This is a genomic window from Micromonospora sp. IBHARD004 (assembly GCF_052814115.1).
This window is the reverse complement of the sequence record NZ_CP199934.1, coordinates 3377276-3390069: the sequence shown is the minus strand read 5'-3', so window position 1 is coordinate 3390069 and position 12794 is coordinate 3377276. Positions and strand designations below refer to the sequence as shown.

Genomic DNA, 12794 nt, shown 5'->3' with positions numbered 1-12794 from the left:
GGACGAGAGGTCCGGAACCGTCGGAAGGCGGCCCACCATGACCGACATCGGGCGAAAGCAGCCAAGCGCACTCGATCAAATCCCGGACCGCGACCCCGAGGAGACCGCCGAGTGGGCCGCCTCTCTCGACGCCGTCACCGCGGCAGCCGGGCCGCACCGCGCCTCGTACCTCTTGCGCCGCACTCTTGAACACGCCGAGGGCTCCGGCCTCGCGCTGCCGAAGCTGCTGGAGACCGAATACATCAACACCATCCCGACCGCCGCCGAGCCGGAGTTCCCCGGCGACGAGGAGATGGAACGGCGCATCACCGCCTGGAACCGCTGGAACGCCGCCGCGATGGTGACCCGCGGCAGCCGCTATGGCCTGGGCGGCCACATCGCCACCTTCGCCTCCGCCGCCTGGCTCTACGAGACCGGCTTCCAGCACTTCTTCCGCGGTAAGGAGGCCGACGGCTCCGGCGACCAGCTCTACATCCAGGGCCATGCCTCCCCCGGCATCTACGCCCGCGCCTTCCTGGACGGACGGCTCACCGAGGGCCACCTCGATCGGTTCCGGCAGGAGGCGGGCGGCGATGGCCTCCCCTCCTACCCGCACCCGCGCCGGCTGCCGTGGCTCTGGGAGTTCGCAACCGTGTCGATGGGCCTGGGCCCGCTGTCGGCGATCTACCAGGCGCGGTTCAACCGCTATCTGCAGCACCGTGGCATCAAGGACACCTCCGCCTCGCGGGTGTGGGCGTTCCTCGGCGACGGCGAGATGGACGAGCCCGAGTCGACCGCCGCGCTCGCCCTCGCTGGTCGCGAAGGCCTGGACAATCTCACCTTCGTGATCAACTGCAACCTGCAGCGGCTCGATGGACCGGTGCGCTCCAACTTCAAGATCGTCCAGGAGCTGGAGGCCCAGTTCCGCGCGGCGGGCTGGAACGTCGTCAAGTCGCTCTGGGGCTCGGCCTGGGACGACCTGTTCGCGCTCGACACCACGGGCGCGCTCGTACGCCGGCTGCGCGAAGTCCCCGACGGGCAGTTCCAGACGTACGCGGCCCGGGATGTCGGCTACATCCGCGACCACTTCTTCGGCGCCGACCCGGCGCTCGTCGAGATGGCGAAGGTGCTGACCGACGCGAAGATCGCCGAGTGCTTCCACGCCTCGCGGGCGGGCCATGAACCTCGCAAGGTGTACGCCGCCTATCGGGCCGCGGTCGAGCACCGGGGCGCGCCGACCGTGATCCTCGCCCAGACGGTCAAGGGTCACACGCTCGGCCCCGGCTTCGCGTCGCGCAACGCCAACCACCAGATGAAGAAGCTGACGGGCAACGAGTTCCGCGCGCTGCGCGACCTCCTCGAACTCCCCATCCCCGACAGCAGGCTCAACGATGAGTTGGTGCCGTACGTCCACCCTGGCACCGACTCGCCGGAGGTCCGTTACCTCCACGAGCGCAGGGCCGCGCTGGGCGGGCCCGCCCCGGCTCGCACGGTCCACCCGGTGGTGCTGCCCGAGCCGCCTGCCAAGCCCTTCGAAACCTTGGCCAAGGGGTCCGGTAGTCAGGAGATCGCGACAACCATGGCCTTTGTCCGCCTGGTCAAGGATCTGATGCGGGATCAGGAGACCGGCAAGCGTTGGGTGCCGATCGTTCCGGATGAGGCGCGTACCTTCGGCATGGAGTCGCTCTTCCCCACCGCCGGGATCTACTCGCCGCACGGCCAGACCTACGACCCGGTCGACCGCGACATGCTCCTGTACTACAAGGAAGCCACGAACGGCCAGATCCTCCACGAGGGCATCACCGAGGCCGGTTCGATGGCCGACTTCACTGCCGCCGCCACGTCGTACGCCACCCACGGCGAGCCGATGATCCCCTTCTACATCTTCTATGCGATGTTCGGCTGGCAGCGGACGGCCGACCAGATGTGGGCGCTCGCCGACCAGCTAGGCCGCGGCTTCCTCATCGGTGCCACCGCCGGCCGTACGACAATGACCGGCGAGGGCGTGCAACACGCGGACGGCCATTCCCACCTGATCGCTTCCACCAATCCTGCGGCGATCGCCTACGATCCGGGCTTCGCATACGAGGTCGCCGTGATCGTCCGCGACGGTCTGCGCCGGATGTACGGGCCGGACGCGGAAAACGTCTTCTACTACCTCACGGTCTACAACGAGGCCAAGGTCCAGCCGCCCATGCCGCGGGGCGCGGCCATCGAGGAGGGCATCCTCAAGGGCCTCTACCGGTTCCAGGAAGCCGATGCCCAGGAGTTGGCGGCGGATGCCCCGCGTCTGCAGCTCCTCGCCTCCGGCACCGCCATTCACTGGGCCCTGGAGGCCCAGCGGCTCCTCGCCAGCGACTGGAGCGTGGCGGCCGACGTGTGGTCCGCCACCTCCTGGAGCGAGCTGCGCCGCGACGCTCTGGACTGTGACGCGCTGCAGCTCAAGGGCGAGGACCGGATCCCTTACGTCACCCGGGTGCTGGACGGCGCTCCCGGCCCGGTGCTCGCCGTCAGCGACTGGATGCGGGCGGTCCCGGACCAGATCAGCCAGTGGGTGCCGCAGGACTGGCACTCGATCGGTACGGACGGCTTCGGCCTCTCCGACACCCGCGAGGCCGTCCGTCGCCACTTCGGGGTTGACCCGCAGTCGGTCGTGGTCGCGGCGCTCGCAGCCCTGGCCCGGCGCGGCGAGGTCAAGCCCGAGACCGTTCAGGAGGCCCGCAAGCGCTACGGAATCAACTACGACCACTAACCCGGATCAGGACTTGCTCGTCTGGGGCCTGTTTCAGAAGTACGGGATTGAGGCTCAGGCTGGTCGGTTGGGGTAGCTGCGGCCGGCCAGCCAGATGGTGGGGTCCTTGGCGATGTGGCCGGGGTCCGCCTCGATCGTGAGGTCGTGGATGCGCTGGTGGGCGTCGCGCCGCCGTTGAGTGCAGTTGCGCGGCGTTCAGGGCACCCTGCTGCTCCCAATCCGCTCCCCCGTGCCGACAGATCTGTGCGGTTGGCGTTCGGGATCAACGCTGTCTGGGCGCCCAAGTCAGGGCAGGTCGGGGTCCGGGTGCTCGGTCACGAATCGCGTGGCCGCTTCGTCATCGATGAGCGAGTTGTCGGCGAGCCACTCAACTGCCCGGCGCTGGGCCCGGACGGCGCGGAAGGTGTGCCACGCCGGCAGCAGGTGCGGATACTCCTCGTGCAGTTCGTCCCTGAACCGGCGGAAGGCGCCCTTGCCCTGGATGGCTCGCGCCAGTCTCCGCCCGACTGCCTCGTCGCTGATCCTCTCGGCGAAGTCGGCCATGTCCTGGTACCAGACGTAGGACGGCAGCGGCTCGATACAAACCAGATCCAGATCGTCGAGGTCAACCGGCGCCCGCCCATCAACTCCAAGGTCCGCCGTCCAGAACACGATCTCGCCCGTCTGCGGGTTGATCAGCCATCGGTGCTCGTAGTCGGTCTGGTCCGCCAGCGCGGTGGCGATCTCCTCCAGGTCAAATCTGCTCAAGGCAAGCATCGGGCCACAATAATCCCTCTCCCGGCAGGGCTTCGAACGAAGGACCCCGCACGCGGAGCTCAGGATGAGCACGGCCGCATGACTGCGACCTCAGCACGTCGACCGCGCGGACGGCAGCCGAGAAGTGCACGCTCCGGCTCTGCGGCAGGCCAAGGATCCAGGAGTGCTAGTACGGGAGACTGCACAGGTGGCAGCTACCGGACTCCCCGAACTCGACGTGGCTCGCGTCCGTCGTTGGTGCGACCAGCGCGTCCCGGAACGTGTCCGCGACCAGGTGCGCATTGAATGTGAGGAGGCGGCCCGACACGTCACAGTCGTCGAATGCCGAGCGCCGTGGCGTGCCGACATCGGGCCGGAATGGACGAGGCTTCCCGTAGCACGGTTGAGGTACACCATGAGCAATGGCACCTGGGCGCTGTACTACCGGGACCGCAACCGTGCGATGGGTTTGGCACTAGTGGGCGTCAGCCCGGAACGGTCTCGGCATGGTGGTCCCCGGCACCGCCTGTCAGGTCCTCGTGGTGCACGATGCCCAGCAGGTGGCCTTCCGGGTCGGTGATGATCGCGTAGGGCAGGTGGTGGTTGCGGAGGTGGAACGCGACGTTGGCCAGGGCCAGGTGGGGTCGCAACGTCGATGGTCCGGGTTCCATCACTACGTGAGCTGCGGTGCCGGGGTCGGCGGCGAGGGCGGCGTGACGGAGGCGGCCGAGCAGGGTGCGATCGCTGGCGACAACGAGCGCGAACCGGTAACGAGAGGTGTCGACGCGGGCACGTACGGCGCCGAGCGTTTCGTCAGGGCCGGCGGTAGGAACGTCGTGGCGGAGCCGGCTGCCTACGGTAGGTGCATTGTCCGCCCCGCCCTCCATGGGCAGGTTATTCGCGAGCCAGTCCACCTTGCCGGCGGTGTAGTCGTAGACATCGGTGAACCCGAGCGCTTCGAGCCGGCACGCGGCTCGCGGGCTCATGTCTCAAAGGCCGTCCCAGCAGTAGACGACGACCGGGGAGGCGCGGTTGAGACCAGCGGTCGTGCCGGCGTTGAGGGTCTCGAGAGGGATGTTGAGCGCGCCAGGCAGATGCTGGTCGGCGTACTCGGCGGCGGGCAGCACCTCGACGAGCTGGGCGCCCGCGTCCAGCAGCGCACGCAGCCGCGGCAGATCGACCCGGGCTACCATCAGCCGGCCGTCAGGCGAGATGCCCGGCGCTGCAAAGCGGCCCGGATCCACTCGTCGGGCGGGGTGCCGCGACGGCCGTCCTCGGACGGGTAGAGCCGGCACTGCAGCCCGTAGTTCGTGCGCTGAGCGGCGGTCGGGTCGACGTCCGCGCCGTCGATTCGCAGCGTCGGCGATCCGAGGAAACGGTGCGCCTGGGCGTCAGCATCAGTCTCCACCGCGCGCTCGTGGATCCGATCGTCCACGCCAACGGCGTCGAGCAGCGCCCGCAGATGCGGCACAAAGCCCGCGTGGTGGGGGCAGCCGTCGAAGTACAACACCTCGATCACGCTCATCCATCCTTCCCCAGCTGCAGACCGAAGGGCAGCAATTCAGTGTGCGGGTCGGAGTCGGCAGCACGGGCACCCGTCCTGCGCCAGGTCATCTCGCCGCACCGGCACCCCGTCGCGCAGTTGACAGCCGTCTGAGTCCTGCGGACATGTCGACTTTAGCGGCACCGCGCCGGTTCCGTTCCAGATCGATGGCGGCACAGGTCTTCCACGAGCCGGTGGACGTTGGGGTAGGCGTTGATCTCTGCCGGAGGCTCGTCCACTGGGACCTGGCCCCGCGACGGCCAGGCCGGCAGGAGCCTCTCGGCCGGCCGAGGTGCGCCGATGAGGAGGCACCCGGTGGTGGCCACCCTCGAACCGTGGCACCCCGCGGCACCGCGAGTCCGACCGTGTCGTGCATCCTGGGACGGCATCTGCACGGGCCGAGACTACCGAGCCTGAGGCGCCGGACAATACCGGCAAGTCGACGGCACACACCGACACCTACCACGGCCACTTCGTCAAGATCGTGCCCGACCAGCAGGTGGTCGAGGTCGTCGAGTTCGAGACCGACGATCCCGCGCTCCGCGGCGCGATGACCATGACCACGACGCTCACCGACGTGGACGGCCGCACCGAAGTCGTCGTCGTTCATGAAGGCATTCCCGACGCGCTCCCGGCCGAAGACAACGAGACGGGTACGCGCATCGCCCTGGCGAACCTCGCCAGACTCGTCGAATTGGGCTAGCGCGGTCCTGTCATGCCGCTGGCCGCCCGGTCATACGGATGAGGGATGTTTCGCGAACTGGGCTCGCCGGTTAGGTCGTGGCGCCGAGCAGGGCATCGGCGCGGCGCAGCGCCGCCTGTGTGGTGTCCGGGCGGGCCGGCAGGAGCGGCAGTCGTACTGCGGCGGTGGGAATGCGGCCGTGCGCGTGCAGAACCGCCTTGACGACGGTCGGGTTGGGCTCGGCGAACAGCGCCGTCGACAGGACCGCGAGACGGTGCCCGATCGTCCGCGCCCGGCCCACGTCGCCGGTGCGCCACGCGTCGGCCAGCTCCACGAACTGGGTCGTGGCGACGTGCGCCGAGGCCAGGATGCCGCCGTGCGCACCAAGTGCCAGAAGCGGCGAGATGAACGCATCGTCGCCGCCGAGCACGGCGAAGCCGTTCGGCGGGTCGGCGAGGAGCGCGACGGTATCGGCATCGACCCCGCCGACGGCGTATTTGACGCCGACCACGCCTGGCAGGTCCGCCAGCCGCCGCAGGGCATCCGCAGACAGGTACTGCCCGGTCCGGTACGGGACGTGATAGACGACGAGCGGTACGGGGCTGGCGGCGGCCAGGTCGGCGAAATAGGCAAGCACTCCCGCCTCGCCCGGGCGCATGAACGGTGGCACCAGGCTCAGCGCAGCCACCACCTCCGGCCGGTCCCGCAACGTGTGCAGAGCCTCTGCAGTGCCAGCGCCGACCAGCAGCTGCGCGGAGCGTTCCCGGCAAACCCGAGCGGCGACGTCGACCACGGCCCGCTGCTCCGGGCCGCTGAGCGCGGCCGGCTCTGCGGTGGTGCCGAGCGCGACCACGCCGGCCGCTCCGGCGTCCAGTACCTGGTGCGCGAGGGTCTCCAGCGCGTCGAGGGCTACGGCCCCGGCGGCGTCGAACGGGGTGATCAGCGGAACGTACACACCGGTGAGAGTCGTCATCCATCCAGCCTGTGGCGTCCGGGCACTGAAGGTCCAGTTCACCTTTCTCAACAGACTCGTAAGCTCAGCTAATGCTCGACGTTCGCCGACTGCGCCTGCTGCGCGACCTGGCTCACCTTGGCACGATCGCCGCCGTCGCCGAGGCGCACACGTACACACCGTCGGCCGTCTCTCAGCAGCTGGCCGCATTGGAGCGGGAGGCGGGCGTGCCGCTGCTGGAGCGCACCGGCCGCCGGGTCACGCTCACCCCGGCCGGTGCGGTACTTGCGCAGCACGCTGAGACCGTCTTGGCCGCCCTCGAGCGGGCGACCGCCGCGATGGCCGCCGCCGGCTCCGGGCTGTCCGGTCCGCTGCGCATCGGCGCGTTCCCCACCGCGGTGCGCACGCTGCTGCCGGCCGCGCTGGTCACGCTGGGTCGCGAACATCCGGGGCTCGAGCTGATGGTGAGCGAGCTGGACCCGGCCGCGGTGCCGGACGCGCTGCGCGACCGGCGGCTCGACGTGGGGCTGATGCACGACTACGACGTGGCACCGGTCGAGCCGGACCACGCCCTGGACGGAGCGCCTCTGCTGGACGAGACAGTATTCCTCGCTGTGCCCGCCGCTGCTCGTGCGGCAGCGGACACCGACCCGATCCGCGGCGCCAGAGACGCCGCCTGGATCGTGGGCAGCCCCGGCACCCTCTGCCACACCGTCGCGCTGCGCGTCTGCCGGACGGCCGGCTTCATGCCCCAGGTGCGCCACCACGCCGACGACTTCGCCACGGTACTGGCGCTGGTCGCGGCCGGCCAAGGGGTCTCGCTGGTGCCCCAGCTCGCCGCAGCGCAGCCACCCGCCGGGGTCCAACTCGTCCCGCTGCCCACCCGGAGACGGACCCGCATCGCGTACCGGCGGGGGGCGGCCACCCACCCGGCTGTGGCCGCGTGCGTCACCGCGATCCGCGCGTCCACCAAGGCCTACCTCGGCCAGTGAGCACCCTGGGCCGCCGCACCCGGCCGAGTCGGACAGCTGACCACCACCTCCCGCCCACCGGTTACACAACTCGAACTCGCTGTCCTGCCGCTGATCGCGCCTTGCCACTTCAGCGAGTTGGGCACGTCCGACTCTGGCACCCCTCTGTGTCAAGAGGCGGCGGGGAGTGGTGTTCTAGGCTGGATATCGGCGGGTCCGGGAAGTGACTGTTCCGAAGTGTTGACCATGGGGATCGGGTCAGCCGCGCTGGATTGCAGAGTCGCCCCCACGTGTCCTCCCGGGCCCGTCCTCGCCTGCTTCGCATCGGTGATCATCTGCTTGTAGACGATGTCGGACAGACGGCGTTTCAGGCAGCGCATGGCTTCCATCGGGGTGTTGCCCGCGGCGAGTTTGCGCCGGTAGTAGGCGCGTCCTTCGGTGTCGTGGCGCAGTTGGACGACGGCCATGATGTGCAGGGCCCGGTTGATGCGCCGGTTCCCGGCCCGGGACAGGCGGTGGCGTTGCTGGTCGCCGGAGGACGCATCCAGGGGTGCGGTGCCGTTCCAGGAGGCGAAGTGCCCGCGGCTGGCGAACCGGCTGATGTCACCGATGTCGCCGATCAGGCGGGCGGCGCCGGAGGGGCCGATGCCGTTGAGGTCCTGCAGGCTGCTGCCGGTGGTCTCGACGAGCTCGGTCAGTTCCTTGTTTGCGGCCTTGATCTTCTTGTCGACCTGGACCAGTTCGGTGATCAGTTCCGACGCCAGCCGCCGGCGGGTGGCCCCGACAAGATCGCACGGCCGAACCGTGTTGAGCAGGGTCCGGGCCTGCGGGGCGGACAGGGACTTCTTGGCTCCGCCGGGCAGCAGTTCCAGCAGGAGTTTGTGGATGCGGTTGAGCAGATCAGTGCGGGCGTGGCCAAGACCGTCGCGGCGGTCGACGAGCAGCCGCAGTGCAACGGTGGCGTCGTCGACGGCTACCTGCCGCAAGCCTTTGGCGCGTAGGGCTGCGACGGCGACGCTGTGGGCGTCGACCGGGTCGGTCTTGCGGCCCTGGCCGGTGTCGAACACGCGGGCCCGGGCGGACAGTTTCGCCGGCACGTCCACCACGGTCTCGCCGTCGGCGACGAGGCGTTGAGCGATGTGCCGGCCGATGCCGTTGCAGCCCTCCACCGCCCAGATCCGGTCCTTGTGCTGCCGGCCGAGCTTGAGCATCGTCTGGTAGCCGTCGCGGTCGGTGGTGAACCGGCCCTGGGCAAGGATCTTCTCGCGGTCGTTGATGATCTCGATGGTCGCGGACCGCTTGTGCGGATCCATACCGATGATGACCTGTCCCACGCTCGTCCTCCTCGATCAGACACGGGTGATGTCAGCGAGGAGGGCAGCGCTACTTCGAGCTGGGCAGACCCCTCTTGAGCCTCTCCCCGCCACGGTGACCGGCAGGACGCACGCCAGATGAGAGCCACACCAAACCGCGGTGGGCAGCCGATGAGAGAGCGACCCCGCCGGTCACCTCGACCAAGCCTGGCCGGGCTGCGGTCGTAGCGCCAGTAAACAAGTAGCCGATGAGCGATCGTCGTTGCTTCAGCGTTGCCCATGATCGGGCGGCTGGGTCGCGGGAAAAGACCGAGCATTGACGGCCCACATCGTGTCAGGATGCTCGGCATGTCTGGTCGCGCACTGAGCTTCGGAGTGGTGGCGGAAGCATACGAACGGTTCCGGCCGGGGTATCCCGTGGAGCTTTTCGACATGGTGAAGACGTACGCGGGTCAGCCGTTTCGGACTGCCCTCGAGATTGGCGCCGGGACAGGCAAAGCAACCCGTCTGTTCGCTCAACGGGGGGTCACGGTCACCGCGACCGAGCCTGACGGGGCCATGCTCGCCGAGCTGCGTAAGCACGTGCCAGCAAACGTCAAGACCGTGCAAGCCGCGTTCGAGGACTTGCGACCGGGCGAGAGCTACGGGCTGGTTTATGCGGCAGCGGCGCTGCATTGGACGAACCCGGTGGGTCGGTGGTCGCGCATGGCCGCGCTGCTGGAGCCGGGTGGCGTGTTTGCCTCGTTCGGTGGACCAGTCCAGCTGGCTGACCCGGCTGTGGAGGAAGCTGTGCGCGCGGCCCGGGCACCGTTCTTGGAGAGCGACGAGGTTCCGTCTCCAGATGGGACGCCTCCGGGACATGACATGCAGTGGCCGGGTACGGAGCTCCAACGGTCTGCATGGTTCACCGATGTTCAGCAGTCCGTGATCGAGCGGCGCTTGACGATGAGTGCTCGCGACTACGTTGGCCATCTCTCGACCATCTCGGCTTATCTCGAATTGCCGATCTCGGAGCAAGAGCAGGTATATAGCCGGATCATGCAGGTCCTGCCTGAGACGGTCAAGATTGCCGCCGACATCACCGTCCATCTCGCGCGTCGGCGTTGCGAGCAGTAGTGCCTCGATAATCAGATGTCCGTCAGCTGAACCAACGCGCCCGCGACGAGCGCAACCTCGACGGCGAGACCATGCCGAGTCGCGAGGTGAACTCGGCAAGGTGGCCGTCCGGTGCGGTGACCGCTCCGGCTTCATCGTCAACGCGCCGCTCTTCCCGTACCTCAACGACGCGGTGAAGATGCTCCAGGCCCACTGCGCGACCGCCGACGAGATCGACACGGCCATGAAGGAGGGCTGTGCGCTTCCGATCAGGCCCTTCGAGCTCCTCGACGTGGTCGGCAACGACGTGTCGCTGGCGATCCAGCGCGAGCTCTACCTGGAGTTCCGCGAGCCGGCTTCGCGCCCGCCCCGCTGCTGGAGCACCTCGTGACCGCCGGCTACCTCGGCCGCAAGACCGGCCGCGGCTTCCGCGACTACAGCTGAGCTGCGTCAGTCCAGGCAGAACTCGTTGCCCTCGGGATCGGTCATCACGATGAAGCCGGCGCTCATCGGGGGAGCGGGCTCGTAGCGACGTACCCGCGTCGCTCCCAGCGCGACGAGCCGGTCGCACTCGACCTCCAGCGCCGCCATCCGCTCCTCTCCCTGCAGCCCGGGAGCCGCACGGACGTCGAGGTGGACGCGGTTCTTGGCGACCTTGTCCTCCGGCACCTGCTGGAAGAACAGCCGGGGGCCGTGCCCGTCCGGGTCCTCGATGGCCGATCTCGTGTTGCGCTGCTCCTCCGGTACGCCGACCCGCGCGAGGAAGTCGTCCCACGCGGCCAGTGGGTCGGCGTCCGCGGGCAGGTCGACTCCGGGCGGGCCCGGGTGGACGTAGCCCAGTACGTCGCGCCAGAAGGACGACAGCGCCCGCGGGTCGTGGGCGTCGAAGGTGACCTGGATGTGGCGGCTCATCGGGTTGCTCCGTTCGTAGCGGGTTTCGTGTGCAGGCAGAGGTCGCGCAGCAGGCAGACCTCGGACAGGTGGTGGATCATCTCGCGGTGGATGTGCAGCACCAGATCGGCCATGGGTGCCTCGGGGAAGGGCTCCTTCGCGCCGACCGGGACCCGGAGCCCGGCCTCGCCGAGGCCGCGCACCCCGGCCAGCCAGACGTCGAGCTGGGCCTCGAGCTGGTCGAGCGCGGTGGCCGCGCTGCCGGCGTACTCCCAGGTCTCGTACGACGCCGCCGGCGCGCCGAAGTGCGCCGCGTTGCGCGCGGCGAGCACGCCGACGATGACGTGACCGAGTCGCCAGGCGATCGTGGTGAAGGCCGCGGGGACCGGCTCGGGGAAGGCGTAGTCCATCGTGAAGTCCCCGGCACCGACCTGCACGGGCGCCGTCGAGCTGCCGCGCGGCCGCACGCTCCAGGTGTCCGGCACCGGCGACCAGAAGTACTCGTCGTCGGTGAGGCCGTCGAGCCGGGCTCGCAGCTGATGGTTCCAGTGGAACTCCCACTGCTCGCGCAGCGTCCGGTTCCAGTCGAGTTCGTCCGCATCCATGGAGCCACCCTGACACCCCTAGCGGACAGAATCGGTCCGCTATCTCTGGCAGGGTGGGCGACATGGACGTGGCAAGCGGTGACGTGCGGGGTACCACGGAGCGGGTGCTCACCCTGCTCGGGCTGCTGCAGCAGCGCCAGGTCTGGACCGGCCCCGAGCTCGCCGACCGGCTCGGGGTCACGCCGCGCACGGTACGGCGGGATGTCGAGCGGCTGCGCACGCTCGGCTATCCGGTGCATGCCAGCCAGGGTGTCGGCGGCGGCTACCAGCTCGGCCCGGGGCAGGACCTGCCGCCGCTGCTTCTCGACGACGAGGAGGCGATCGCCACCGCTGTCTCGCTGCTCGCCGACGCGGGTGGCGGGGTCGCCAGCGCCGGCGACGCCGCACTCCGGGCGCTGACCAAGCTCGACCGGGTGCTGCCCACCCGGCTGCGGCACGAGGTGCGCGCGCTCTCCGGCTCGGTGGAGTCCTTCGGCGGAGGCCGTACGCCGGTCGACCCCGAGGTGCTCATGACGCTGGCCAGAGCCCGCCGCGACGAGGTCGAGGCCGGCTTCGACTACCCGTCCGGGAGCGAGGTGCGACGGCGGCGGGTCGAGCCCTACCGCCTGGTCGCCTCCGACCGGCGCTGGTACCTCCTCGCCTACGACCTCGATCGCGACGACTGGCGCAGCTTCCGCGTCGACCGGATGACCGATGTGTCTGCACGGACCTGGCGCTTCCGCCCGCGCGCGGCGCCCGACGCGGCGACGTACGTGCAGGAGGGTGTGGCGAGTCGGGTCTACCCGCACCAGGCGCGCTTCCTCGTGCACGCGTCGGCCGACACGGTGCGCGCGCAGATTCCGGCGTCGGCGGCCGTCGTACGACGGCGAGGGAGCGAGCTCTGCGAGGTGCTCAGTGGCGCCGGCAGCCTCGACTTCGTGCTCATGCACGTGGTCCTGCTGGGGCACGACTTCGAGGTACTCGACCCTCCGGAGCTCGGGAGGCGCTGTCGCGCGCTGGCGGAGAGACTGCTGTCGGCCGGTGCAACGATCTCACCGGTGCCGGACATGGAGGAGTCATGAGCGGGTGGGCCCGGTGAACATCCGCTGGTACGTCCACAGCACGTACAGCGTCGAGCGGACCAGGGCGCTGACCACCACCACCGCGGCCACCGCGTACCGCTGATCGGTGCCGACCACCACCATCAGCTCGGAGACGAACGGGCCGAGGCCGGGCAGCAACAGCATGGCCAGGCCCGGCTGCCCGAGTCCGAAGGAGGCGGGCACCGGCAGCGTCG

General features: G+C 69.5%; 15 protein-coding genes and 1 pseudogene. 7 read left to right on the top strand and 9 right to left on the bottom strand.

All coding sequences use genetic code 11. The features are described 5' to 3' along the window. Window positions 1–37: 37 nt before the first annotated feature. A complete protein-coding gene (aceE, locus tag ACTWO6_RS16475; protein ID WP_446220487.1) occupies window positions 38–2731 on the top strand; it encodes a pyruvate dehydrogenase (acetyl-transferring), homodimeric type in 2694 nt (897 codons plus the stop codon). A 285-nt stretch (window positions 2732–3016) separates the two neighbouring features. Here the strand turns inward: aceE and ACTWO6_RS16470 are convergent, their stop codons facing one another. Further along, entirely contained in the window at window positions 3017–3487 is a 471-nt protein-coding gene (locus ACTWO6_RS16470; protein WP_446220486.1) for a UPF0158 family protein, read from the bottom strand. Between the two features lie 124 nt (window positions 3488–3611). On the opposite strand from ACTWO6_RS16470, the gene ACTWO6_RS16465 reads away from it, so the two are divergent. Next, window positions 3612–4046: a DUF3024 domain-containing protein gene (locus ACTWO6_RS16465; protein WP_446220485.1), complete on the top strand. Its 435-nt coding sequence runs from the start codon at window positions 3612–3614 to the stop codon at window positions 4044–4046. Here the strand turns inward: ACTWO6_RS16465 and ACTWO6_RS16460 are convergent. From ACTWO6_RS16460 to ACTWO6_RS16450, 3 genes are read right to left on the bottom strand one after another with little or no spacing between them, the layout of a single operon-like run. Next, complete coding sequence (locus ACTWO6_RS16460) at window positions 3952–4452, bottom strand: CBS domain-containing protein (protein ID WP_446220484.1); 501 nt, start codon at window positions 4450–4452, stop codon at window positions 3952–3954. The two genes, ACTWO6_RS16465 and ACTWO6_RS16460, sit on opposite strands and share 95 nt — an antisense overlap. A 3-nt stretch (window positions 4453–4455) precedes the next feature. Further along, window positions 4456–4659, bottom strand: coding sequence for a rhodanese-like domain-containing protein (locus ACTWO6_RS16455; RefSeq protein ID WP_446220483.1), 204 nt, complete (start codon window positions 4657–4659; stop codon window positions 4456–4458). Continuing rightward, a complete protein-coding gene (locus tag ACTWO6_RS16450) occupies window positions 4659–4991 on the bottom strand; it encodes a DF family (seleno)protein (protein WP_446220482.1) in 333 nt (110 codons plus the stop codon). The genes ACTWO6_RS16455 and ACTWO6_RS16450 overlap by 1 nt, the downstream gene beginning before the upstream one ends. A gap of 388 nt (window positions 4992–5379) precedes the next feature. On the opposite strand from ACTWO6_RS16450, the gene ACTWO6_RS16445 reads away from it, so the two are divergent. Beyond that, on the top strand, window positions 5380–5712 hold the full coding sequence (locus ACTWO6_RS16445) for an SRPBCC domain-containing protein (protein WP_446220481.1): 333 nt from the start codon (window positions 5380–5382) through the stop codon (window positions 5710–5712). Window positions 5713–5782: 70 nt separating this feature from the next. Here the strand turns inward: ACTWO6_RS16445 and ACTWO6_RS16440 are convergent, their stop codons facing one another. Next, window positions 5783–6664, bottom strand: coding sequence for a dihydrodipicolinate synthase family protein (locus tag ACTWO6_RS16440; protein ID WP_446220682.1), 882 nt, complete (start codon window positions 6662–6664; stop codon window positions 5783–5785). A gap of 71 nt (window positions 6665–6735) precedes the next feature. Here ACTWO6_RS16440 and ACTWO6_RS16435 point away from each other — a divergent pair, with 71 nt between their 5' ends. Next, window positions 6736–7635 (top strand): LysR family transcriptional regulator, encoded by a 900-nt coding sequence (locus tag ACTWO6_RS16435; RefSeq protein WP_446220480.1) that lies wholly within the window; start codon window positions 6736–6738, stop codon window positions 7633–7635. A 149-nt stretch (window positions 7636–7784) separates the two neighbouring features. On the opposite strand, the gene ACTWO6_RS16430 is transcribed toward ACTWO6_RS16435, so the two are convergent. Beyond that, the gene (locus tag ACTWO6_RS16430) at window positions 7785–8948 is read right to left on the bottom strand and encodes an IS110 family transposase (RefSeq protein WP_446220479.1); all 1164 of its coding nucleotides are present in this window, start codon (window positions 8946–8948) and stop codon (window positions 7785–7787) included. A gap of 318 nt (window positions 8949–9266) precedes the next feature. On the opposite strand from ACTWO6_RS16430, the gene ACTWO6_RS16425 reads away from it, so the two are divergent. Then, window positions 9267–10043, top strand: coding sequence for a class I SAM-dependent methyltransferase (locus ACTWO6_RS16425; RefSeq protein WP_446220478.1), 777 nt, complete (start codon window positions 9267–9269; stop codon window positions 10041–10043). Window positions 10044–10128: 85 nt separating this feature from the next. Next, window positions 10129–10466: pseudogene (locus ACTWO6_RS16420) on the top strand (3-hydroxyacyl-CoA dehydrogenase family protein); the annotation flags it as partial. Window positions 10467–10472: 6 nt separating this feature from the next. Here ACTWO6_RS16420 and ACTWO6_RS16415 read toward each other — a convergent pair. Further along, the gene (locus ACTWO6_RS16415; protein ID WP_446220477.1) at window positions 10473–10934 is read right to left on the bottom strand and encodes a VOC family protein; all 462 of its coding nucleotides are present in this window, start codon (window positions 10932–10934) and stop codon (window positions 10473–10475) included. Next, a complete protein-coding gene (locus ACTWO6_RS16410) occupies window positions 10931–11518 on the bottom strand; it encodes a DinB family protein (protein ID WP_446220476.1) in 588 nt (195 codons plus the stop codon). Before ACTWO6_RS16410 ends, ACTWO6_RS16415 begins: the two co-directional genes overlap by 4 nt. 62 nt (window positions 11519–11580) lie before the next feature. Here ACTWO6_RS16410 and ACTWO6_RS16405 point away from each other — a divergent pair, with 62 nt between their 5' ends. Continuing rightward, window positions 11581–12579 carry a helix-turn-helix transcriptional regulator gene (locus ACTWO6_RS16405; RefSeq protein WP_446220475.1) on the top strand — a complete coding sequence of 333 codons (999 nt, stop codon included), beginning with the start codon at window positions 11581–11583 and terminating at the stop codon, window positions 12577–12579. Here ACTWO6_RS16405 and ACTWO6_RS16400 read toward each other — a convergent pair. Further along, window positions 12574–12783, bottom strand: a complete 210-nt coding sequence (locus ACTWO6_RS16400) for a hypothetical protein (RefSeq protein ID WP_446220474.1) — start codon at window positions 12781–12783, stop codon at window positions 12574–12576. The genes ACTWO6_RS16405 and ACTWO6_RS16400 overlap by 6 nt on opposite strands. Window positions 12784–12794 lie beyond the last annotated feature (11 nt).